The sequence below is a fragment of the Niveispirillum sp. BGYR6 genome (assembly GCF_027568365.1).
GTDB lineage: Bacteria > Pseudomonadota > Alphaproteobacteria > Azospirillales > Azospirillaceae > Niveispirillum.
In genome coordinates, this window is sequence record NZ_JANLNL010000007.1 from 186,767 (window position 1) to 209,375 (window position 22,609).

General features: G+C 64.4%; 17 protein-coding genes. 6 read left to right on the forward strand and 11 right to left on the reverse strand.

Going from position 1 to position 22,609, the window contains the following annotated elements:
• Positions 1–192 precede the first annotated feature (192 nt).
• From pgmB to PCJ49_RS15970, 5 genes are all read right to left on the reverse strand, one after another.
• The gene (gene pgmB / locus PCJ49_RS15950) at positions 193–3,279 is read right to left on the reverse strand and encodes a beta-phosphoglucomutase (protein WP_269911794.1); all 3,087 of its coding nucleotides are present in this window, start codon (positions 3,277–3,279) and stop codon (positions 193–195) included.
• 135 nt (positions 3,280–3,414) lie between these two features.
• Positions 3,415–4,095, reverse strand: a complete 681-nt coding sequence (locus PCJ49_RS15955; RefSeq protein ID WP_269911795.1) for a hypothetical protein — start codon at positions 4,093–4,095, stop codon at positions 3,415–3,417.
• Positions 4,096–4,250: 155 nt separating this feature from the next.
• Positions 4,251–5,663: a pyruvate kinase gene (gene pyk / locus PCJ49_RS15960; RefSeq protein ID WP_269911796.1), complete on the reverse strand. Its 1,413-nt coding sequence runs from the start codon at positions 5,661–5,663 to the stop codon at positions 4,251–4,253.
• 187 nt (positions 5,664–5,850) lie between these two features.
• The gene (locus PCJ49_RS15965; RefSeq protein ID WP_269911797.1) at positions 5,851–7,293 is read right to left on the reverse strand and encodes a DEAD/DEAH box helicase; all 1,443 of its coding nucleotides are present in this window, start codon (positions 7,291–7,293) and stop codon (positions 5,851–5,853) included.
• Between the two features lie 160 nt (positions 7,294–7,453).
• Positions 7,454–7,912, reverse strand: a complete 459-nt coding sequence (locus PCJ49_RS15970; protein ID WP_269911798.1) for a MarR family transcriptional regulator — start codon at positions 7,910–7,912, stop codon at positions 7,454–7,456.
• Positions 7,913–8,129: 217 nt separating this feature from the next.
• Between PCJ49_RS15970 and PCJ49_RS15975 the strand changes: the two genes are divergently transcribed.
• The 3 genes from PCJ49_RS15975 (at position 8,130) to PCJ49_RS15985 (ending at position 11,009) form a co-directional block, all read left to right on the forward strand.
• Complete coding sequence (locus PCJ49_RS15975; protein ID WP_269911799.1) at positions 8,130–8,549, forward strand: organic hydroperoxide resistance protein; 420 nt, start codon at positions 8,130–8,132, stop codon at positions 8,547–8,549.
• A gap of 195 nt (positions 8,550–8,744) precedes the next feature.
• Entirely contained in the window at positions 8,745–10,106 is a 1,362-nt protein-coding gene (locus PCJ49_RS15980; protein ID WP_269911800.1) for a phytase, read from the forward strand.
• A 252-nt stretch (positions 10,107–10,358) separates the two neighbouring features.
• A complete protein-coding gene (locus tag PCJ49_RS15985; protein ID WP_269911801.1) occupies positions 10,359–11,009 on the forward strand; it encodes a response regulator transcription factor in 651 nt (216 codons plus the stop codon).
• A 21-nt stretch (positions 11,010–11,030) separates the two neighbouring features.
• On the opposite strand, the gene PCJ49_RS15990 is transcribed toward PCJ49_RS15985, so the two are convergent.
• The 4 genes from PCJ49_RS15990 to PCJ49_RS16005 are packed head-to-tail and all read right to left on the reverse strand — an operon-like array spanning position 11,031 to position 15,742.
• Positions 11,031–12,002 (reverse strand): ABC transporter permease, encoded by a 972-nt coding sequence (locus PCJ49_RS15990; protein WP_269911878.1) that lies wholly within the window; start codon positions 12,000–12,002, stop codon positions 11,031–11,033.
• 4 nt (positions 12,003–12,006) lie between these two features.
• Entirely contained in the window at positions 12,007–13,116 is a 1,110-nt protein-coding gene (locus tag PCJ49_RS15995; RefSeq protein ID WP_269911802.1) for an ABC transporter permease, read from the reverse strand.
• A gap of 1 nt (position 13,117) precedes the next feature.
• Entirely contained in the window at positions 13,118–14,689 is a 1,572-nt protein-coding gene (locus tag PCJ49_RS16000) for an ABC transporter ATP-binding protein (RefSeq protein ID WP_269911803.1), read from the reverse strand.
• Positions 14,690–14,728: 39 nt separating this feature from the next.
• Positions 14,729–15,742, reverse strand: a complete 1,014-nt coding sequence (locus PCJ49_RS16005; RefSeq protein WP_269911804.1) for a BMP family ABC transporter substrate-binding protein — start codon at positions 15,740–15,742, stop codon at positions 14,729–14,731.
• 259 nt (positions 15,743–16,001) lie between these two features.
• Here PCJ49_RS16005 and PCJ49_RS16010 point away from each other — a divergent pair, with 259 nt between their 5' ends.
• The gene (locus tag PCJ49_RS16010; protein ID WP_269911805.1) at positions 16,002–18,059 is read left to right on the forward strand and encodes a PhoX family phosphatase; all 2,058 of its coding nucleotides are present in this window, start codon (positions 16,002–16,004) and stop codon (positions 18,057–18,059) included.
• Between the two features lie 111 nt (positions 18,060–18,170).
• Complete coding sequence (locus tag PCJ49_RS16015) at positions 18,171–19,775, forward strand: alkaline phosphatase D family protein (protein WP_269911806.1); 1,605 nt, start codon at positions 18,171–18,173, stop codon at positions 19,773–19,775.
• 211 nt (positions 19,776–19,986) lie between these two features.
• Here the strand turns inward: PCJ49_RS16015 and PCJ49_RS16020 are convergent, their stop codons facing one another.
• Entirely contained in the window at positions 19,987–21,084 is a 1,098-nt protein-coding gene (locus PCJ49_RS16020; protein ID WP_269911879.1) for a methyl-accepting chemotaxis protein, read from the reverse strand.
• 356 nt (positions 21,085–21,440) lie between these two features.
• On the opposite strand from PCJ49_RS16020, the gene PCJ49_RS16025 reads away from it, so the two are divergent.
• Positions 21,441–21,842, forward strand: coding sequence for a hypothetical protein (locus tag PCJ49_RS16025; protein ID WP_269911807.1), 402 nt, complete (start codon positions 21,441–21,443; stop codon positions 21,840–21,842).
• Between the two features lie 6 nt (positions 21,843–21,848).
• Here PCJ49_RS16025 and PCJ49_RS16030 read toward each other — a convergent pair whose 3' ends face one another.
• Complete coding sequence (locus tag PCJ49_RS16030) at positions 21,849–22,547, reverse strand: hypothetical protein (RefSeq protein WP_269911808.1); 699 nt, start codon at positions 22,545–22,547, stop codon at positions 21,849–21,851.
• Positions 22,548–22,609: the final 62 nt, after the last annotated feature.

The following is a 22,609-nucleotide window of genomic DNA, read 5'->3' on the forward strand; positions in this document are numbered from 1 at the left end:
CCTGTACAAGAGATTGCGTCAGCGAAAGCAAGGCCAGTACAGTGACAATTCCAACAACTTTTATTTTAATGCTAAGGCGCATGATCGTTCCCTCTCTTACTCCCTGTAGGGGATTAAGGGAACTTCGTTAACGATTCCATAATCGCGCCCACCTGCCTCCGTACTTATGAGATAGATCAATTCGGCGAGCCCTTAACCAGTCTTAAGCGATGATTTGCCCTCTCTATTGTCTGCGGCGGCGACCACATCCGGCAGATCGATCTCTCTGACACGGGGGAATACCGTGTCGGCCTGCTTCAGCAACGCCCGGTCGCCGATGCCGATGGCGACCATGCCGGCGGCCTTGATGGCGGTGATGCCGGCCTGGCTGTCTTCAATGCCGATACATTCACTGGGTGCAACGCCCAGGGCAGTGGCCACCGACAGGAAGATGTCGGGGGCTGGCTTGGGGTGGGCGATGGCTCCGGCATCGGCCACATGGTCCAGCAGGCCCAGGATGCCCAGCCTGTCCAGCAGGGTGGGGGCATTGCGGCTGGCCGAGGCGACGCCGATCTTCAACCCTGCCGCCCGCGCCTGGGCCAGCAGCGGCCGCACGCCGTCAAACAGGTCGGCAGGGCTGTAGCCGGCGATGATCGCCTGATAATAGCCGTTCTTGGTGTCGGTGGCCTTTTGCCGTGCTGCTGGCGAAAGGGTCAGGCCCGACCCGTCCAGCAACATGGTCAGCGACGTCTCGCGGTCGATGCCCTTCATCGCCTCATTCCGGCGGCGGTCGAAGGGCACGCCCAGATCGTCGGCCAGCCGCTTCCACGCCTGATAATGCGCCTCTGCCGTGTCGGTCAGCACCCCGTCCAGATCAAAGATCAAGGCACGGGCCGGCCAGGGGAAGGGGGAGAGCGCTAGGCAGTGGCTTTCCCCGGCGGTCAGGGGGAAAGGCTTGCCATAATGGTGAAGGGTCAGGGGCGGGCCCTCCAGCAGGCTGTAACAGGCGCCCGCCGCCGTCACCTGCACCCGCAGCCGCCGCCCCTGCCAGAGGATGCCGAAGCCATAGGCGGCCCAGCCGGCCGGCAGGGTGGGGCGGAACCGGGCGATGCCGCCATGCCAGCGCAGGCCGCCAAAGCCCCAGGCGATGCCCAGCCAGCTTCCCGCCATGGCGGCCATATGCACGCCATGGCTGGCATTGCCATGCAGGTCGTCCAGATCCACCCGGGCGGTCTGGTGGTAATAGGCCAGCGCCTTTTCCGCCTCCCCCAGTTCGGCGGCGATGATGGCATGGGTGCTGGGGGACAGCGTGCTGTCATGCACGGTGATCGGTTCATAATAGGCGAAATTGCGCCGCTTCAGCCCGTTATCCATGGCCTGCCCGGCCAGCAGCATGGCCTGTACCACATCGGCCTGCTTGCAGACCTGATGGCGGTACAGGGCCAGCGGATGGAAATGCAGCAGCAGGGGGAATTTATCCAGCGGGGTGCCGGCGAAATCCCACAGCGGCTTGTCCAGGAAATCATCATCCTGCGGGGAGACGCCCAGCAACGGGTCGGTGGGCAGATACATGGCATCCGCCGCCCGCTGCCAGAGATCGGCCTCCGCCGGCATCAACCCGATCTGCCCTGCCAGAACCGCCAGCCGGTCGGGCGCTTCCCGCGCCATGCGGCGGTAAAGGTCGGCGGCATGGGCCAGATGCGCCTGTGCCATGGCATTGGTGTAAAAGTTGTTGTTAACCAATGCCGTATATTCATCAGGCCCCGTCACTTCATGGATGGTGAAGGCACCGCCCTTGCGCGGGTTGAAACGGCCGATCTGCGGCCAGATGCGTACCGTTTCAAACAGCATTTCCGCCAGATGGGTGTAAAGGAAGGTGCTGTCGCCCGTCACCTCCTCATAAAAGCGCACGGCAAAGGCGATATCGGCGTTGATATGATATTGCGCTGATCCGCTGGGATAATGGGCTGAACATTCATCCCCGGCGATGGTGCGCCAGGGGTACAGCGCGCCGGCCGCATGGCCCATGGCCCGCGCATGGGCGCGGGCCCGTTCCAGCCCGCGCACGCGATATTCCAGCATCCGCCGCGCCAGCCCCGGATCAGTCAGGGCCAGGGCGGGCAGCACGAAGGTTTCGGTATCCCAGAAATAATGGCCCTCATAGCCTTCGCCCGTCAGCCCCTTGGCAGCGATGGAACTGGTGCCGGTGCGGCCGGTGGACTGGAACAGGTGGAACAGGTTGAAGCGGATGGCCTGTTGCAGGGCCGGGTCGCCCTCGATCGTCACATCGGCATCGCCCCAGAACTTGTCCAGTTCCTGGCGCTGACGGCGGGCGATACCATCCCAGCCCATGGCGCGGGCGGCGGCCAGCACGCCGCCTGCTTCCTCAAACAGGGCTCGGGCGATCTCCGGCCCCGCCTGTTCGGCGGTGCCATAGGCGACGAATTTCTCGATGGTCAGTTCCTGACCGGGCGTCAGTTCGCCGCTGAACGGCTCCACCAGGGAATGCAGGGTTTGCCACACCGGTTCCGCCGTCAGCCCCGGCCCCGGCCGATGGGTCTGGCGGATGACGGCGATGCGCTGGCTGAAGCGGGCCTGCTGCACCAGCCCCGCCGGCACGCCATTCTGTTCTATCGGCTGGCTGTCGACACCGCCATGGCCCAGGGTCACGCCGATGCGCGGATCGTCCCCCTGCTTTTCTGCCCGCTTGCCCCATTGAATGCTGGAGAGCAGGGCCACCGGCCCGCTGTAATCCAGTGAGCGCACCGTCAGCCGCACCGCCATCAATTGCGGATGGGCGAGGGAGACCAGACGTTGGCCTTCGATCTCCACGCTGGCCCCTTTTGGGCTGGTCCAGCGCAGGATGCGGCCCATGGTGCCAGCGCGCAGGTCCAGTTCACACAACAGCCCGTCCAGCAGCCCGTCGCGTATATTCACCGGCTCATCCCCCAGCACGATGCGGATATATTTGCCATCCGCCACCGGCACACGGGTGTCGGTGGCGGTGGCAAAGCCGGGGAACCGTTCATGATAATGGATCGGCGCCTGTTCGAAGAAATCGGCCAGAAAGGTGGCGTCGGTCAGGCTGGGCACCTCGTCAATGCCACCCCGGACGCCCAGGGTGCCATTGGCCAGGGCGAACAGGCTTTCATTCTGCGCCGCCTTTTCCGGATCATAGCCGGTGCGCCGGATCACCCATCCGGTATCGTCGGTCCATGCCGGTTCTTTGCGGGTGGTCTCTTTCGGCCGGCCCGGTTGCGGACCCATGGCCGGTCGGGTGGGGGGCACCCTTTCCTGCACGCAAACCTCCTTCAACAGCGACGGGCCCCGTCGGCGGCTCCTTGCGGTCAGCGCCGGGCGATGGGGCCTTGCCGGGGTATAACCCCGGGGAAGGGCGGTTGTTTCACAAGGCGAGTGTGCGGAGCGGGAGGGCGATTATGCCAGCGGCGTCTCAGCCCGCCGTTTCTGGCGAGTGCGGGTCCATATCATCCAGCCCATGCCCATGGCCTGCAAGATCAGTCCGGTGATAACCACGAACATGGCCGGGCCGACGACACCATTATCGATCCCCAGCCGGAACTTATTGATACTGAACAGGATCAGCCGCACCGTTGGCATGATGATCCAGGCCAGATAGGGCAGGGCGATGGCCAGGGTCGGCCCCCGCAGGGCCGGGTCATGATGGCGCAGCAGCAAGATCAGGATCGGCGCGATCAGCAGAATCTGCGCCAGCATGGACAGCCCCATGATCACCCCGATCAGCGGGCCATAGGCGGTGGCAATGACCATCAGCATGATGATGGTGACGGCTCCCACCAGCAGGGCAGGCCAAGCCGCCGTCGACCGACCCAGAAACCGGCAATGGCCGATATAATCCAGCAATATGGCCAGATACATCAGCAAAAAACCGGGCAGGAACAGCAGGCGCAGTTCGGGCTGGGTGCCGACCAGATGCACGGCGGCACCGGCTGCCAGCACCAAACGCGCCACGGCCCAGGTGCCGACCCCGCGCAAATATGGATTACCCAGGCGAAAAAAGGCCAGCAGCGCGGCGGTGGCCAGGGCCACGGCCGTCATGTTCAGGAACAGCGGTGCCAGGTTCAGGCTGGCTGGCAATCAAGGCTCCCGCGCACAGACAACGGCCCAATCATACAAATGTCGGACCTGCTGTTATGCCTACCTCGAAAGGATAGGAAAGTCAGCCCTTGATCGGCAGGATGCTCCATAAACTTGCCGGGGCGGCTGCATGCCCGCCCCGGCCTTCGCACGCATCAAATCTTAGCGATGCGCAGATTGTTGGTGCTGCCAGACTGGCCAAAGGGGATGCCGGCGACGATGACGATGCGCTGACCGCTTTGCGCGAAGTCGGACGTCACGGCCAATTCTTTGGCGCGGGTCACCATTTCCTCGTAATTGCCGACATCGCCGGTCTGGATGGCGTGCGCGCCCCAGACCAGGGCCAGACGGCGGGCCACATCGGCATTGGGGGTGGCGGCCAGCACGGCCACATCCGGCCGGTTGCGGGCGATACGGGCCACGGTATTGCCGCTGGCGGTGAAGGCGAAAATGGCGGCGGCCTTGATGGTGTCGGCCAGATCGGCGGCAGCCCCGGCCACAGCGTGGGACGGGGTGCTGTCCAGCTCCGGCTCCAGTGCTGTGACGATGGGGCGATAGGCGCTGTGCCGTTCGGTGGAGGTGATGATCCGGCTCATCATTTCCACCGATTCCACCGGATACTGGCCCGACGCGCTTTCCGCCGACAGCATCACCGCATCGGCGCCATCATAGACGGCGGTGGCGACGTCGGAGGCTTCCGCGCGGGTGGGGGTGGGGGCGGCCACCATGCTGTCCAGCATCTGGGTGGCGACGATCACCGGCTTGGCGGCCAGACGCGCGGCGCGCACCAGTTCCTTCTGCCGGCCGGGCACCTGTTCGGGCGGGATTTCCACGCCCAGATCGCCGCGCGCCACCATGATGGCATCCGACAGGCGGATGATATCGTCGATCTTTTCCAGCGCCTGCGGCTTTTCGATCTTGGCCACCAGCCCGGCGCGGTCGCCGATCAGGCCCTTGGCCTCCATCACGTCGGACGGGCGCTGCACGAAGGACAGCGCCACCCAATCCACGCCCAGCGACAGGCCGAAAGCCAGATCGGCCCGGTCCTTCTCCGTCAGCGGCGACAGGTCCAGCGCCGTGCCCGGCAGGTTGACGCCCTTGCGGTTGGAAATGACGCCATCCACCATCACTTCGGCGTCAATGGCATTGTCGGTGACGCCGCGCACGGTGACGCGCACCCGACCGTCATCGATCAGCAGATCCTGGCCCGGCATGATGGCGGCGAAAATTTCCGGGTGGGGCAGGGGGATATTCTGCTTGGTCCCCGGCTCCTTGCCCAGGACGAAGCGGACGCGTTCGCCCTTCACCAGCTCTTCCTTGCCATTGACCAGGGTGCCGATGCGAATCTTCGGGCCCTGAAGATCCTGCAGGATGCCGATGGGCCGGCCGACTTCCTTTTCCAGGGCGCGGATGGCGGCATGGACCTTGGCATGGTCCTCATGCGTGCCATGGCTGAAATTCAGCCGGAACACATCGGCCCCGGCCAGGAACAGTTCGCGCAGCTTTTCCGGCGTATTGCTGGCCGGGCCGACGGTGGCGACGATCTTGGCGTGACGATGGCGACGCATGGGGACGATGCTTCCTTCCTGAAACGGATTGGTGGCCGACGGGTGCGGCCACTCGTTATCCCTTTCTAGCACCGATCCGGGCGGATTTGATCCCCCAACATGCAGAACGGGGCAAAAAATGTAACCCCATTACAAGAATCGGCGCTGGAAAGGGATGTAGCGTTTCAGGAAGCAAGCTGGCGGGGGCTTACCCTGCCGAGGGGCGGGGACCGCGCGGACCCCGCTGGGCATTGCCATTGCCTGCGCCGCTGGTGGCGACCGGCTTGCCACCGCCGCCACCGTTACCACGGTGCCGGCGACGGTTGCGGGCGGGATTACCCTGCTTCTCGCCACCGGCTTCCTCTGCGGCGCGCGGGCCGGGTCGGGCCGGACGGGAGGCGTCGCCGCCACGGCCGGCGGCCGGCTTGGCCTGTCCCGGTCGGCCAGCGTCCGGCCGGGGACGGCGCGGGCGTTGCGGCTGGGCCGGCCGATCGGGCTTGGGTGTCGGCAGGGCGGCAGCGGCGGCCGGCAGCATCGTATCGGGGGCGATGGTCTGGCGTGTCAGCTTTTCAATCGCGCGCAGCAGCGGGCGCTCACCGGGGGTGACCAGGGAGACGGCGCGGCCTTCCCGCCCCGCACGGCCGGTGCGGCCGATGCGGTGCACATAGGCTTCGGCCACTTCCGGCAGGTCGAAATTGAACACATGGGTGACGCCATCCACATCAATGCCGCGCGCGGCAATGTCGGTGGCGACCAGGGCGCGGGTTTCGCCATCGCGGAAGGCGTTCAGCGCCCGTTCGCGGGCATTTTGCGACTTGTTGGCGTGATAGGCGGCCGCCTCGATCCCGGCGCCGGCCAGTTGGGCGGCCAGCCGGTTGGCGCCATGCTTGGTGCGGGTGAAGATGATCGCCCCCTTCACCGCCGGATCGCGCAGCAGCGCCACCAGGGTGGGGGCCTTCTGCGCCGGTTCCAGCATGATGACGGACTGGGCGATCCGTTCCACCGTGGTGGATGGCGGCGTCACCTCCACCCGGACATGTTCGCGCAGCAGGCCGGCGGCCAGGGTGGAAACCTGATCGGGCATGGTGGCGGAGAAGAACATGGTCTGCCGCTTCTTCGGCAGGGCGGCGACGATCTTCTTCACCGCCGGCAGGAAGCCCATGTCCAGCATCCGGTCGGCTTCATCCAGCACGAAATATTCCACCGCATCCAGCCGGCACTTGCCCTGTGCCATCAGGTCGATCAGGCGGCCGGGCGTGGCCACCAGGATATCGATCCCGGCGGAGAGCTGGCGGATTTGCGGATTGATGGAAACGCCGCCATGCACGACGGCGATATTCTTGTCCAGCTGGATGCCCAGCAGGTCGAAAACAGCGCTGACCTGGATACCCAGTTCGCGGGTCGGTACCACCACCAGGGCGCGCGGCGCACCGGGGCGTGCCCGGCCACCGCTATTGGCCAGTGCCTGCAGCACGGGCAGGGCGAAGGCGGCTGTTTTGCCGGTGCCCGTCTGGGCCAGACCCAGAACATCGCGCCCGGCCAGGGCTGCCGGCAGGGCGGCGGCCTGGATAGGGGTAGGCTTGGAATAACCGGCGGCAATCAGACCAGCATTCAGGGGAGCCGTCAGGCCCAGCGTCGAGAAATCATCCATGGAGAACTGAAAATCCTTGTAAGCTCTGCCGGCCGCGCATGTCGCGGCCGCCCGGCTTCTTTGGGGCCGCCGGTGCCCATCCTCGCTGTATGCAGGCCATGGCGCCCCCAACACAAGCGGGCTTTCCGGCCCGCTGGCATGTGTGGAATGGCGGTAGGTGTTAACCCTTGCCCGCGCTGGATTGCTCCAGCGCCGCCGCCAGCCGCTTCAGGGTGCTGCGCAGTTCCACAATATCGGGCAGGTCCATGCCGGTGGCATGGCCGATTTCCAGCGGGATGCGGCGGGCCTTTTCCCGCATGGCGCGGCCCTCTTCCGTCAGGTCGATGCGCACCACCCGTTCATCGGCGGTATCCCGCCGGCGGGTGACGATGCCCTGTGCCTCCAGCCGCTTCAGCAACGGAGTCAGGGTGGCGCTGTCCAGCCCCAGCCGCTCCCCCAATACCCGCACGGGCAGCCCGTCCCCCTCCCACAGCACCAGCATCACCAGATATTGCGGATAGGTCAGGCCCAGCGCGTCCAGCCGGGGGCGATAGGCCCGCGTCATGGCATGGGACGCCGAATAGAGTGAGAAGCAAAGCTGCTCCGACAGCAACAAAGGGTCGCGGGCGTCGTTTTCCATGGGCTGGGTCGTTTCAAAGCTCGTCTGGTCAAGCCGACCATAGCACGCCTGCCGTTAAAGCGGCACCAGCAACAAAAACGCATAGCAAGCGATCTATTATCGCTCGATCAAATAAGTTGCGAGCGATCAGTTATCGTGCGATCTTTACCTCATCAAACGGGGCGCGCTGCGGCGGCCCCCCTGCCAACCGAAACAAGACCGACCAGGAGATATCATCATGAAGATCCTTTATACCGCGACGGCCAAGGCAACCGGTGGCCGTGATGGCCGCGCCACCTCTGACGATGGTCTGCTGGATGTGGCGCTGGCCGCACCCAAGGCGCTCGGCGGGGCCGGTGGCGCCACCAATCCGGAACAGCTGTTCGCCGCCGGCTATTCGGCCTGTTTCATCGGCGCGCTGAAATTTGTCGGCGGACGTGACAAGATCGCCGTGCCGGCCGATGTCTCCGTCACCGCCAATGTTGGCATCGGCCCGCGTGATGATGGTGAAGGGTTCGGCCTGGATGTGACGCTGAATGTCAGCCTGCCGGGTCTGGATGCCGCTGTGGCCAACGATCTGGTGGCCCGTGCGCACAAGGTCTGCCCCTACAGCCATGCCACCCGTGGCAATATCAATGTGACGACCAAGCTGGTTTGATCCGGCCTTTCTGCCCCGCAAAACCCCCGTGGCGCCCGCCACGGGGGTTTTTGTTTTCACGAAACTGTCTTGGTCCCTGTGATAGCCCTGAGCGTTGCCGTTCAGGCAGCGTTCAGGCTGGCCCCGCCAGGATGCCGCCATCCAGACAGGGCCGGTCCCGGCCCCGGTTGATCGCATGAGACCAAGGAGTTGACGATGAAGGCCCCCTCCGCCGCCCTGTTGACGGCGCTGCTGCTGCTGTCCGCCTGTTCGCCGGAAAAGAAAGCGGAAGTGCCCCCGGCACCGCCCGCCAGTACAGCGCAGGCCGGACCGGTGGCGGTGGCAGAGGTCGCGCCGGTGCTGGAGGTAGCCCCCGGCCAACCCGATGACGCACATAAGGGCGATGCGGATGACCCGGCCTTCTGGTTGAACCCCGCCGATCCGGCCAAAAGCCTGGTGATCGGCGCGGTGAAGAATGCCGGCCTGCGCGTTTATGACCTGTCGGGCAAGCTGGTGCAGCGCCTCGATCCCATTGCCGATGGCCGTTACAACAATGTCGATGTCGCCTATGGGCTGAAGCGCCCGGATGGCAGCCGCATGGATATCGCCGTGGCCAGCGACCGGGGCGGCGACCGGCTGATCGTCTGGCGCATCGACCCGGCGGCCCCCGGCGGCCCGCTGATCGATATCACCGACCTGTCCCAGGGCCAGGTCTTCCCCACCCGCCGTGCGCCGGACGGTTCGGGGGAGGTGGAAAACCCCGTTACGGACCAGCACAGCGCCTATGGCCTGACGCTCTGGCATGACAAGGCCACCGATACGGTCAGTGCCATTGTCGCCCAGCGCAAGGAAGGCCGGCTGGTGCAGCAGCGGCTGGTGGTGAAACAAGACGGCACGGTTGGCCATGAACGGGTGCGGGCCTGGGATTTCCCCTATAGCCACAAGGGCCAGGATCTGACGGCCAAGGATTGGTCACCGCAATTCGAAGGCATGGTGGTGGATGAGGAACGGTCGATCCTGTTCGCTGGGCAGGAGGATGTGGGCCTGTGGCGGGTGAACCTTGCCACCGGTGTGGCGGACGACAAGCCCTTCTATGAAACCCGGGGGGCGACCGACAGCCCGTTCAACAATCCCGACAGCCGGGTGGTGCGGGATGTTGAAGGGCTGGCGCTGTATCGCGGGGCCAATGGTCAGGGCTATCTGGTGGTCTCCAGCCAGGGCAGTGCCCATGGCGATCATCCCAAGCCGGATGCTTCCGGGCTGGATGACACGTTCGCCGTGTTCGAACGTGGCGGCGATAACCGCTATCTTGGTTCCTTCCGCATCAAGGCCGCCAATGGCGTGGATGGGGTGCAGGAATGCGACGGGGCGGAGATCGTCTCTTTCGTGCTGCCCGGATATCCGCAGGGCCTGCTGATGGTGCAGGACGGCTATAATGACGATCTGAACGGGATGAGCGGCAAACCCGCCTCCACCAATTTCAAGTTCGTCTCCTGGGCGGATGTGGTCAGCGCTTTCCCCGTACCGCTGCCGGTGCAGCCGGGCGGGCATGACCCGCGGGCCGGTTTTGCGCCTTGATCCCGGTGGGGGCAAAGCCAAACTGACCCTTATTCCGGTGGCACGATAACAGAGGGCGGTTGCAATGACCGCCCCCTTGACCATTTTCTGCCACTCCCCCCTTCCGTATTGGGCCGATCCACCCTTAAGATCAGCCGGCGACCGTGGATAATGGGTGGTCCCCTTGTCCATAATGGTGATACGTGGTCGTTACCTGAAGAAAGAATGGGGCGGCGAAGCCCCGGTGAGCGTTCCAGGGGAGGGGATCAGTCTATGGCATTCCGCATTCTGGTGGCCGACGATCATCCGTTGATGCGCGCGGCCCTGTGCCAATCGGTGACCGGTGCCATTGCGGGCCTGACGACGGTGGAGGCGGCGAACTTCCCGGAGGTGGAGGCGGCCTTGAAGCGGGAAGATAATATCGATGCCGTGCTGCTGGACCTGCATATGCCCGGCATGAACGGGCTGATCGGGCTGGCCTTGCTGCGCAACGAATTTCCTGCCGTGCCGGTGATTGTGGTCTCCGCGATGGAGGATGCCACCACCATCCAGCGCGCCATGGATTACGGCGCCTCTGGCTTCGTGCCGAAATCCGCCCCCATCACCCATATTGGCGAGGCGATCAAGGCGGTGATGGATGGCAATATCTGGCTGCCGCCCACCCAAGGCCCGGCCGTGCCGGGGGATGGCGACATGGCCGCCCGCGTGGCCGGCCTGACGCCGCAGCAATTGCGCGTGCTGGCCGGCATTGCGGAGGGCAAGCTGAACAAACAGATTGCCTATGAAATGGGCGTGGTGGAAACGACGGTGAAGGCCCATGTCACCGTCATCCTGCGCCGCCTGGGCGTGGTCAGCCGGACCCAGGCCGCCATCGTGGCCAGCAAGCTGGCGCTGTCCGGTGGTGGAGAGACGGCGGAGGCGTAATCTCCCCCACCGTCGCGCCCCTTACCGTTCCTTCACATAGGGCCGGCCGCTGGCCTTGGGCGGAATGGCCTTGCCCATGAAGCCAGCCAGCAGCAGCACGGTCAGCAGATAAGGCAGCGCCTCGATCAATTGTACGGGCACTTCGCCCAGGCCCGGCATCACCACGCCCTGCAGGCGGGTTTGCAGCGCGTCGGCGGCGGCGAACAGCAGGCAGGCCAGCAGCGTCGGCACCGGCTTCCACTTGCCCAGGATCAGGGCGGCCAGCGCCAGATAGCCTTTGCCGGCCGTCATATTGGTCTGGAAGCCCGCCCCTTGTGCGGTGGAAAGATAGGCACCGGCAAGGCCGCACAGCAGGCCAGCGATCAGCACCGCCTGATAACGCAGGGCCGGCACGGAAATGCCCGCCGTATCCACGGCGGCCGGGTTTTCGCCCACGGCGCGCAGGCGCAGGCCGAAACGGGTGCGATAGGCGACCCAGGCCGTCAGCGGCACCAGCGCCATGGCCAGATAGACCAGGATATTATGGCCGCTGATCACCTCGTAATAAAACGATCCCAGCACCGGAATGCCGCGCAGCGTCTCCGCCAGTGGCAGGGTCAGTTCGCCAAAACGGGCCGTGGCCGGCAGGTTGGGGGTACGGCCCCCCATTTCGAACCAGGCATTGCCCAGCACGGCGGTCAGCCCCATGGCGGTGATGTTCAGTGCCACGCCGGAGACCACCTGATTGCCCCGGTGGGTGATGCAGGCAAAACCATGCAGCAGCGCCAGCGCCAGCGATGCCCCGATGGCGGCCAGCAGGCCCAGCCCGGCCGACCCGGTGAAGGCGGCAGTGGCGGCGGCGGCGAACGCCGCCATCAGCATCTTGCCCTCCAGCCCGATATCCACCACGCCCGCGCGTTCGGAGAAGAAGCCCGCCAGGGCTGCCAGCAGCAGCGGGGTCGCCAGACGAAACATGCTGTCCAGCAGGGAAAGCAGCCAGAAATAGCTGTCCATCATCTCACACCCCCGCCGGCTTTGGCGTGAACAGCCGGACCAGTGTCGGCCGGAACATATGTTCCAGGGCGCCGGCAAACAGGATCACCACGCCCTGGATTACCACCACCAGCTCGCGGCTGATGGACGGATAGTCAAAAATCAGCTCCGTCCCGCCCTGGTACAGCATCCCGAACAGGATGGCGGCGGGCACGATGCCGGCGGGATGGTTGCGGCCCATCAGGGCCACGGCGATGCCGGTGAAGCCCATGCCCGCCGGGAAATTCAGCAGCAGACGATGCTGCACGCCATGGATTTCATTCACGCCCAGCAGGCCGGCCAGCGCGCCGGACAGGGCCATGGCGATGATGATCGCCTTTTTCGGGTCAATCCCGGCATAGCGGGCGGCATTTTCATTGGCACCCACGGTGCGCAGGGCAAAGCCCCAGCGCGTATGCCAGATGAAGGCCCAGACCAGCACACAGGCGGCCAGCGCCAGAAACAGGGAGAAATTCAGCGGCGACGGGTTCATCTGGATGCCGATGGCGGCCGCCATATCCTGCACCAGCGGCAGGAAGGTCGCCTTGTCGAACTGCGCACTTTCCGGCGACATCTGGCCCGGCCGGATCAGCACATTCACCATCAGGTAAACCATCAGCGAGGAGGCGATGAAATTGAACATGATGGTGGTGATGACGACATGGCTGCCGCGATAGGCCTGGAGATAGCCGGGGATGGCTCCCCAGAGGCCGCCAAAGGCAGCCCCGCCCAGGACGGACAGCGGCAGTACCAGATACCAGGGCATGTTGCCCACGGCCAGACAGACCAGGCCGACGCCCAGCCCGCCCAGATAGGCCTGCCCTTCGCCACCAATATTGAACAGCCCGCCATGGAAGGCGACCGCCACGGCCAGCGCCGTGAAGATCAGGCTGGTGGCGTAATAGAGCGTGTAGCCCAGCCCCTCACTGGTGCCCAGTGCGCCTTGCACCATCGTCCACATGGCCCCCAGCGGGTCTTCCCCGATGGCCAGGATGACGATGGCCGACACGATCAGCGCCAGCACGACATTGATGACGGGCAGCAGCACACCCGTTGCCCACCAGGGCAGATTATCCGGTCCGGTTCCCGCACTCATCTTACTGTTCCTCGCCGGATGCGACGCCGGCCATCATGCTGCCGATACGGCCCTCGGTGGCCTCTGCGGCGGACAATTCGCCCACAATCTCCCCGTCGCACATCACCAGGATGCGGTCGGACAGGGCCATGATCTCGTCCAGTTCGGCGGAAACCAGCAAGATCGCCTTGCCCCGGTCGCGCAAGCCCACCAATTGCTTGTGAATGAAGGCGATGGCGCCGATATCCACCCCGCGCGTCGGCTGGCCGACCAGCAGAATGTCCGGCTCCTTCTCCATCTCCCGCGCCATCACCAGCTTCTGCTGGTTGCCGCCGGAGAACAGGGCGGTGCGCAGTGAGGGATCGCGCGGGCGCACATCGAACCGTTCCATCAGTTCCGCCGTCTTGGCGGTGACCCGCTTCCAATCCAGCCGCCAGCCACGCCCCAGCGGCTTATCGTCGTGATAGCCCAGGATGGCGCTCTGTGCGGCGGGGAATTCCTTCACCACGGCCAGTTTCAGCCGGTCTTCCGGCACATGGGCCAGACCGCGCCGCCGGGCATCGGCCGGGTCATAGGCGCTGCCGGCCTTCAGCACCTCCCCCTTTATCGTCAGCGTGCCGCTGGCAAAGGGCAACATGCCGGACAGCACTTCCAGCAATTCCGACTGACCATTGCCGGCCACACCGGCCACGCCGACAATCTCCCCGGCCCGCACGGTCAGGCTGGCATTCTTCAAGGTGGTGACGCCGCGCGCATCCACCACATTCACGCCGTCTGCCGCCAGCAGCACGGGCCCGGCCGCCGCCGGGGCCTTTTCCACCTCCAGGTTGGCCTTGCGGCCTACCATGGCGTCGGCCAATTGCTGCCGGTTGGTCGCCGCCGTGGCGAATTCCGCCACCACCGCCCCCCGGCGCAGCACCGACACATGGTCGGTGATGGCCATGATTTCCTTCAGCTTATGGGTGATCAGCACCACGGTGCGCCCCTCCGCCCGCAACCGTTCCAGGATGCGGAACAGTTGCGCCACCTCCGGTGGGGAAAGCACGGCCGTCGGCTCGTCCAGGATCAGCACATCGGCGCCACGATAGAGCGCCTTCAGGATTTCCACCCGCTGCTGCACACCCACCGGCAGGTCGGAGACCAGCGCATCCAACGGCACTTCCAGGCCGAAGGTGCGCTCCAGCGCCTCCACCTCCTTGCGGGCGCGGGCCACGGCGGGGGCCAGCAGCGGCCCGCCCTCGTGACCCAGCAGCAGATTTTCCAGAACGGTGAAGGTTTCCACCAGCATGAAATGCTGGTGCACCATGCCGATGCCAAGGCCGATGGCGTCTTGCGATCCCTTGATCGCCACTTCCCGGCCGCGCACCAGAATCTGGCCGCTGTCGGCTTGGTAGAAGCCGTAAAGGATGCTCATCAAGGTCGATTTGCCGGCCCCGTTCTCCCCCACCAGCCCATGGATGGAGGCGGGGGCAAAGCGCAGCGTGACGTCCTTGTTGGCATGGACAGGGCCGAAGCGCTTGTCGATGCCGACAAGCTCCACCGCCCATTCATGGGCGGGTTTCGGGGCAGAATGCGGGGCCGGCGTGACGGTCACTGCGTGCATCCGTGGTGTTGGGTGTTCAACCGATGGGCCTTAATAGACGCAGCTATCTTTGTCGCTGTAATTCACGACATGGCGGGTGCCGGCCTTGATTTCATCCGCCGCCTTGGTCACGGCGGCCAGCATTTCCGGGGTGATCAGGGCTCGGTTATTGTCATCCAGCGCCCAGCCCACGCCTTCCTCTGTCAGGCCCAGCCGTTGATGGCCGGGCTTCCAGGTGCCGTCCATCACGCCCTTGAAGGCATTATAGGCCGCCACATCCACCCGCTTGATCATGCTGGTCAGCACATGGCCGGGGAACAGGTGGTTCTGGTTGCTGTCCACGCCGATGCCCTGCTTGCCGGCATCGGCGGCGGCCTGCAGCACGCCCAGGCCGGTCTGGCCGGCGGCGGCGAAAATCACGTCCGCGCCCCGGTCCATCTGGCTTTTCGCCAGTTCGCTGCCGCGCGTGGGATCGGCCCAGGCGGTGGGCGTTGAACCGGCCATGTTCGAAATCACCTTGGCGTCAGGCTTGGTCGCCTTCACGCCCTGTTCATAGCCGCAGACGAACCGGCGGATCAGCGGAATATCCATGCCGCCGACGAATCCGACCGTCCCGGTCTTCGACGCCAGGGCCGCCAGCACGCCAACCAGATAAGAGCCCTCATGCTCGGCGAATTCCACCGACTGCACATTGGGCAGGTCGACCACCCCGTCGATCAGGGTGAAGCGGACATCGGGATATTCCCGGGCCACCTTTTCCACCGAAGGGGCCATGGAAAAGCCGACAGCGACGATCACCTTGGCGTTGCGCGCGGCCAGCCGCCGCAGGAACTGTTCCCGCTGCGCCTCGTTGGTGATCTCAAACCAGCGGAAATTGACCCCGGTATCGGCCCGGAATCGCTCCGCCCCCTGGTTGGCCCCTTCATTGAAGGATTTGTCGAACCGGCCACCCATGTCAAAGACGATGGCAGGGGCAAATGTCTTCTCGGATTCAGCGCCGGGGGCGGCTGCGACAACAGACAGGGTCAGAGCGGCCGCGCAGGCGGCACGGCGAAAAAAATTCATCGGCACCGTTCCGAAAAAAGGCTGTACGCGCCCACCCTCGCAAAGGTTGGAACGCTACCGTCACACCAGCCGCACAAGCTAGCCAGTTCGTCGGGCGGGGGCAAGATATGGCGGATATTTTGTTTCGCGGACGGGCAGAGGATCGCTGTCGGCCAGACTGTCAAATAACTGTAGCATCATGGGTCTATAAGCGGCGGCATATGTTTGACGCCACCGGCCCGGCCTTTGCCCGGTTCCGGCCTATTGGAGTTTCCGGCCCATGTCCGTTGATAGCATCACCCTGGAAGAGTTCGAAGCGGTCCAGAATCGCGGCAGCAGCCCGGAGAGCGAACCGACCTTCGGTGAGGTGGTGCAACAGCGTCTCGGCCGCCGCAACATCCTGCGCGGCCTGCTGGGTACGGCGGCCATCGCCGCCTTTGGTCCGGCCGTGCCGCTGCCCGACGGGATCGCCGATGCCGCCGCCCAGGCCGCCCCCGCCGCCGGTAAGGGGGGCAAGGACGGTTTCAGCTTTGTGTTTGAGGAAATCACGCGCGGGGTGGATGATCACCACCATGTCGCCGCTGGCCATGATGCCGATGTGCTGTTGCGCTGGGGTGAGCCCTTGTTCGCCGACAGCCCGGAATTCGACCCCTATAAGCAGACGGCCGACAGCCAGTTGAAGCAGTTCGGCTATAATAACGACTTCACCGCCTTCATGCCGCTGCCGCTGGGGTCCAACAGCGCCGATCACGGCCTGCTGTGGGTGAACCATGAATATACCATCGCCGAACTGATGTTCCCCGGTCTGGTGCCGGAAGGCCAGGATCGTTACGCCCCGGAAGCCATCACCAAGGAGATGGCGGAGATCGAGATGGCCGCCCATGGCGGCTCCATCGTCGAGATCAAGCGCGGCAAGGATGGCAAATGGGCCTATGTCCGCGGCAGCAAATATAACCGCCGCATCAGCGCCCTGAAGACGGCGATGACGATCACCGGTCCCGCCGCCGGCCATGCCCGCATGAAGACCAAGGCCGACCCGGAAGGCCGCACCGTCATCGGCATGATGAATAACTGTGCCGGTGGCGTGACCCCCTGGGGCACCATCCTGTCGGGGGAGGAGAATGTCGACGGCTATTTCATGGGCAAGATCGACCAGTCCCACCCGGAACAGCGCAATTATGACCGCATGACCATCCCGTCCCCCTTCTATCAATGGGGCCGGTTTGACGAGCGGTTTGATGTGAACAAGGAGCCTTATGAGGCCAACCGGTTCGGCTGGATCGTGGAGATTGATCCCTATGACCCCACCAGCACCCCGCGCAAGCTGACCGCACTCGGCCGGTTCAAGCATGAAGGGGCAGGGGTGCATCTGAACAAGGATGGCCGCGTCATCGTCTATATGGGCGACGACCAGAAGTTCGAGCATGTCTATCGCTTCATCTCCAAGGGCAAGTTCAACCCGGCCGACCGCAAGGCCAACATGAAACTGCTGGAGGAGGGCACGCTGTCCGTCGCCCGCTTCGATGCCGATGGCAGCGTCACTTGGCTGCCGCTGGTGCATGGCCAGGGGCCGCTGACGGCCGCCAATGGCTTCAAGGATCAGGGCGATGTGCTGATCAGCGCCCGGCTGGCCGCCACGCATCTGGGTGCTACCCGCATGGACCGGCCGGAGGATATCGAGGTCAATCCCAAGACCGGCCGCGTCTATGTGATGCTGACCAACAATGATGACCGGGCCAAGGCTGACCCGATCCACCCGGTGCAGGCCCAGGTGAACCCGGCCAATCCGCGCCCGGCCAATAGTTGGGGCCATATTGTGGAAATGCTGCCGCCCGGCGATGACCATACGGCCAGCACCTATAAGTGGGAAATCCTGCTGAAGGCCGGCAACCCGGCCGATCCGAAGACGGGCGCCAGCTTCAACAAAGCCACCACGGCCAATGGCTGGTTCGCCTGCCCGGATAATTGCGCCTTTGACAGCATGGGCCGGCTGTGGGTGGGCACCGACCAGGGCAATAAGTGGCAATGGACCAGCGGCGATGCCGATGGCATCTGGGCGGTGGAAACCGAAGGCCCGCTGCGCGGCACCGCCCGCATGTTCTTCCGCGTGCCGATCGGGGCGGAGATGACCGGCCCCAGCTTCAACCCGGATGATTCGGCTCTGTTCCTTTCCGTCCAGCACCCCGGTGCCGATGGGGTGGAGAAGGTGACGAAGAGTGGCGGCCGCGCCACCTTCGCCGATCCCGGCACCCGCTGGCCGGATTTCAAGCCTACCCTGCCGCCGCGCCCCTCTGTGGTGGTGGTCAGCCGCAAGGGCGGCGGGCCGATCGGCGTTTAACCTATCCAGGGGGCGTGCGGCGGCACGTCCCCTTGTTTTTGCCATGGCTTTGATGGCAGAAGCCCTTTGGCGGTCGTCAAAGGACCGCCATTTCTCTTTATGTCAGGTTCGATGATGAAGCCCGTCCTGCCCGCGCCCTTGCTTGCCACCCGCCGCCAGTTGCTGCGCCTTGCCGGCGGTGCCGCCGTGGCGGCCCTGGCGGTGCCATCCCTGGTGCGTCCGGCTTTCGGGCAGATGAATTTCCTGGATTATCCGTTCCAGCTGGGCGTCGCCTCGGGCGACCCCTGGCCGGACGGTTTCGTCATCTGGACAAGGCTGGCCCCGCGCCCGCTGGAGCCCGATTACGGCATGGCCAAGGATGTGATCCCGGTCAGTTGGGAAGTGGCCGGGGACGAGCAGTTCAAGAATATCGTTGCCAAGGGACAGGCCAAGGCCCATCCGGAACTGGGCCATGCCGTGCATGTGGAAGTGACGGGGCTGCAGCCCGGCCGTCCCTATTATTACCGCTTCCGCTGCGGCGGGGAGCGGTCGCCGCAAGGTGTGGCGCGCACGGCGCCGGCAGCCGGTGCGCCTTTGCAGAAACTGCGCTTCGGCGTGGTCGGTTGCCAGAATTACGAACAGGGCTTCTTCACCGCCTATAATCTGCTGGCGCGGGAAGAGCTGGATTTCGTCTATCATTATGGCGACTACATTTATGAAAGCGGCGGTCGGCCCTTCTATTTCAGCCGAAATACCAACCGGGCCGAGCCGACGCCGCGCCTGACAGGATTGCCCGAATCCTATTCGCTGGATGATTATCGGCGCCGCTATGCCGTCTATAAGATGGATACCGATCTGCAGCAGGCCCATATGGCGGCCAGTTGGATCACCGTCTGGGACGATCACGAGATCGTCGACAACTGGGTCAGCGATTTCGACAAGGATGGCACGCCGCCGGAAATTTTCCGCCTGCGCCGGGCTGCCGCGGCCCAGGCCTATTATGAACATATGCCGCTGCGCCGCAGTTCCATTCCCAATGGGCCGGATATCCAGTTGTTCCGCCGCTTTACCTTTGGTGACCTGCTGGACATGCATGTGCTGGACACGCGCCAATATCGCAGCGACCAGCCCTGCAATGATGGTTTCCGTCCCGCCTGTCCGGCAGTGGACGACCCCGCCCTGACGGTGATGGGCGACCGGCAGGAAGCCTGGCTGTATGACAATATGGCCAAATCCACTGCCCGCTGGAACAGCCTGGCCCAGCAGGTGATGATGATGGCCTGCGACCGGGAGCCGGGGCCAGAGGATATCCGCAACATGGATAGCTGGGATCCCTATCGCGTGGCCCGCAAGCGGCTGCTGCGGCATCTCAGCGACAATAATATCCGCAATACCGTGGTGCTGACCGGTGATGAGCACCAGAACTTCGCCGGCGACCTCAAGCTGGATCCGATGGACCAGTCGACGCCCGTGGTGGCGACGGAGTTCGTCGTCACCTCCATCTCCTCGGGCGGGGATGGCAGCGACATGCGCCCCAACGCCAAGGGAATGCTGGCGGAAAACCCGCACATCAAGCTGATCAATGATCAGCGCGGCTATGGCATCTGCGACGTCAACCACAAGCGGTTTGAGATGGAATTCAAGGTGTTGGACAAGGTGACGGAGCGGGGGGGCAAGCTCTCCACCCGCGCCAAATTTGCCGTCGATCCCAAGAAGCCGGGGGTTCAGAAGGCCTGATACCAAGTTGCGATGATGTGAACTCATCGCAACTTGGTACGGCGGCGACTGCCGCCGCGCGGCACGTGCCGCGTGAAGCCAAGCCAACGGATGTTGGCGCCGGCGATTGAGGGCCTTGATCAGAACCTATAGGTTCTGATCAAGGCAACTGAGTATGAGCCCCAACCATGCTGACGCGCCGACCCTGTCGGCGCGTCAGGGCAAAGAACCTTTATGCCACTGTTTCCAGCGGCTTCTGCACGATCAGGCCATACCAGCCCAACCCCTTGTAGGTTTCATAGCCGGGCGTCAGCGCGAAGGCCACCATGGTGCCGTCGTCGGCCTGATAATAACCCGTATCGCGCCCGCCGGTTTTCAGGGGATAGGGGGCTGTGGTCTGAAGTGCCCGGTCAGAGGCTGCCAGCACCCGGAAATTGCTGTCCACGATCAGGCATTTGGTGCGGTTGCTCAGCCGTTCATCTTCCGTCAGCCGCACCCCATTGACCACGGTGCCGGCCTGGGGCGCCCAATCAAAGAAGATGCCCAGCACACCCAGCGGCCGGCCGGTTTCCGCCCCGCCGGCCCGGATGGCGGTGGCATAGGTGGCAACCGGTTGCCCCGCCAGGGCCGGATTGATGGCGACATCGGCCACCGCGAATTCCCCGCCATGGCGGGTGGCCATGGCATCCCGGAACCAGCTTTGATCCGCCACCGACTGGCCCCGCACCCCATAGCGCTGGGGCCGGCCATTGGCGATGACCTGTCCATTGGCATCTACCACCCAGATATCCAGATAGACGGTGTAGGATTTCAAAATCACGCCCAGCCGTTCGGCCGCATAGGTCGCCGTTGCTGCCGAAGGTGCTTCCAGGGCCTGGACCATGGCGCTGTCGGTGGCCCACCAGCGCACATCGCAGGAGCGTTCATAGAGATTGCGGTCGATAATATCGATCATGTTCAGCGCCAGATCGGCCAGGCGTTGACCCCGGATGGAGCCCACCAGTTCCTGGCCCAAGCGGTGCAGCCGATGGGCGCTGCCGACAATCTCATCCCGCATCCGGCTGGCGGCCTCATCAATCTCGCTGGAAATCGATTGTACCTCCGCCGCAACAACACCGAAGCCGGCGCCATGGCTGCCGGCCCGCGCCGCCTCGATCTTGGCATTCAGGGCCAGTATTTTGGTGCGACGGGTAATGTCACCGATGGCCCCGGTGCGCAGCGCCGAAACGTCGGCCACCTCCCGCGCCAGGGCAATGATGGTTTCTGGTGAGGCGGCATTGCCGCTGGTTGGGGTTGAATTCAGTTCCGACCGGGCCAGATTGCGCATCATGCTCGTCACGTAGGGTGCCTGCTGGATTGATTTGTTGCGATTATTTTGCTCCTGCTCCTTTTCTGGAGCTTTATGGGCGTGAATATTATCAGTGATTTCATGAATAACCAGTCCAAATATTAGGCAATCAATGATAATAAAATGAACTTTAAGCTGCGGACTTTCAAGCGTTTCCGGACTGCGGTGCCTTTTTTGGCGCCGCCGCCTATCCCGGTTGCCTGTTTCCTGGGCGACGTTGATACCGCGCACCCGAACAATGAAAAGGCAGCGTGGAACGGCTGGACGCAGGCCATTTTCATGCTATAGCGCAAGACAGATGCCGGTCCGTGTGCCGGCCCTCGCCAAGGGAAACGGGAATGGCCGCACTCTATGTGGCGCGCAGCGCCAATATCTGCCAATGGGCCTCGGATGTCGGGCTGGGCAAGAATATCTTCAAGGTTGGGGTCTGCGACGGCGACCCGGCGGTCCTGCTGGCCAAAGGCATGGCCGGTGAAACCGATTGGAAGCTGCTGAAGCAGGTGGAAACCGATCTGGACGAGACAGCGGTGCTGGAACGTCTGGCCAAGCGGCAGAAGCAGGTGGACCCCACCTACTATCCCCGCATCAAGGGGGAACTGGGACTGTACAAGCTGACGGATACTGACGTGCAGCGCCACATCGTGCTGGCCCGCGCCCTGGAAGGGGAGAGCGAGCGGGCACCCATCCGGCTGAAGCCGGTGGATTATGCCAATTACCTGATCAGCAACGCCCTGCGCTGAGCAGCGTCAGGGCGGGCTGTCCAGGGCGAACAGCATCACCACGCCCCGGCGCTGGTTGTCCGCATCGCCGGCCTGTTTGGGCAGGCGCAGGCTTGTCCGGCAGGCCGCATCCATCGGGGCGGCCAGCGCGCTCTGCACGAAGCTGGCGAAGATCGGATCACTCATATCCTTGTTGCCGGCCAGGAAGGCAGCCCCGCGCACCTGGCCCGCATCATCGAAGTAAACCCCGATCTCCGCCCGCATATTGCCATTGCCGGCCGGAACGGCGGGGGGCGTCCAGCAATCCATCAGCTGGCTGCGCAGGGCCGGCCCCGCCTCCCCGTTCAGGGCTTCGATCTTCGCCCACATCACCGGCGGGGCCGGGGCATCGACAATGGACGGCTCCCCCTGGCGATGGGCCGGCGGCGGCGGGCGGACGTTATTCTTGGCTTGTGGCTTGGCCGCGGGCTTCTTGGGCGCCGCCGGGGTGGGGCTGGGGGCGGGCGCCGCGGGTGGTTTGACGCGCAAGCGTGCCAGTTCCGCGAAGCGCCCGTTGGGATAGGCATTGAGATAGGCCTGAAATTCCGCCGGATTCTGGCTGTTGCGGATGCTTTCCCAGAATACCAGTTCCGGGTCGGCGGGTGCAGCCGGTGGGCTGTGCGTCGTACAGCCGGCCAACCCCAGCAGCAGCAAGCCAAACCCCAGATTACGCAAAACGCCAGCCACCACGATTCCCCCCAGGTTGCTGGCAACAAATACTGTTGGCCGGCAATGGTGCCAAGCCTTTA

Bases quoted from the DNA above. Each gene is read 5' to 3' on its own strand.
- PCJ49_RS15995 (WP_269911802.1), bottom strand. From the start codon at position 13,116: ATGAGTGCGGGAACCGGACCGGATAATCTGCCCTGGTGGGCAACGGGT.
- PCJ49_RS15975 (WP_269911799.1), top strand. From the start codon at position 8,130: ATGAAGATCCTTTATACCGCGACGGCCAAGGCAACCGGTGGCCGTGAT.
- PCJ49_RS15965 (WP_269911797.1), bottom strand. From the start codon at position 7,293: ATGGATGATTTCTCGACGCTGGGCCTGACGGCTCCCCTGAATGCTGGT.
- PCJ49_RS16005 (WP_269911804.1), bottom strand. From the start codon at position 15,742: ATGAATTTTTTTCGCCGTGCCGCCTGCGCGGCCGCTCTGACCCTGTCT.
- PCJ49_RS15980 (WP_269911800.1), top strand. From the start codon at position 8,745: ATGAAGGCCCCCTCCGCCGCCCTGTTGACGGCGCTGCTGCTGCTGTCC.
- PCJ49_RS15985 (WP_269911801.1), top strand. From the start codon at position 10,359: ATGGCATTCCGCATTCTGGTGGCCGACGATCATCCGTTGATGCGCGCG.
- PCJ49_RS16020 (WP_269911879.1), bottom strand. From the start codon at position 21,084: ATGATGCGCAATCTGGCCCGGTCGGAACTGAATTCAACCCCAACCAGC.
- PCJ49_RS16015 (WP_269911806.1), top strand. From the start codon at position 18,171: ATGATGAAGCCCGTCCTGCCCGCGCCCTTGCTTGCCACCCGCCGCCAG.
- PCJ49_RS15970 (WP_269911798.1), bottom strand. From the start codon at position 7,912: ATGGAAAACGACGCCCGCGACCCTTTGTTGCTGTCGGAGCAGCTTTGC.
- PCJ49_RS15990 (WP_269911878.1), bottom strand. From the start codon at position 12,002: ATGGACAGCTATTTCTGGCTGCTTTCCCTGCTGGACAGCATGTTTCGT.
- PCJ49_RS16010 (WP_269911805.1), top strand. From the start codon at position 16,002: ATGTCCGTTGATAGCATCACCCTGGAAGAGTTCGAAGCGGTCCAGAAT.
- PCJ49_RS16025 (WP_269911807.1), top strand. From the start codon at position 21,441: ATGGCCGCACTCTATGTGGCGCGCAGCGCCAATATCTGCCAATGGGCC.
- pyk (WP_269911796.1), bottom strand. From the start codon at position 5,663: ATGCGTCGCCATCGTCACGCCAAGATCGTCGCCACCGTCGGCCCGGCC.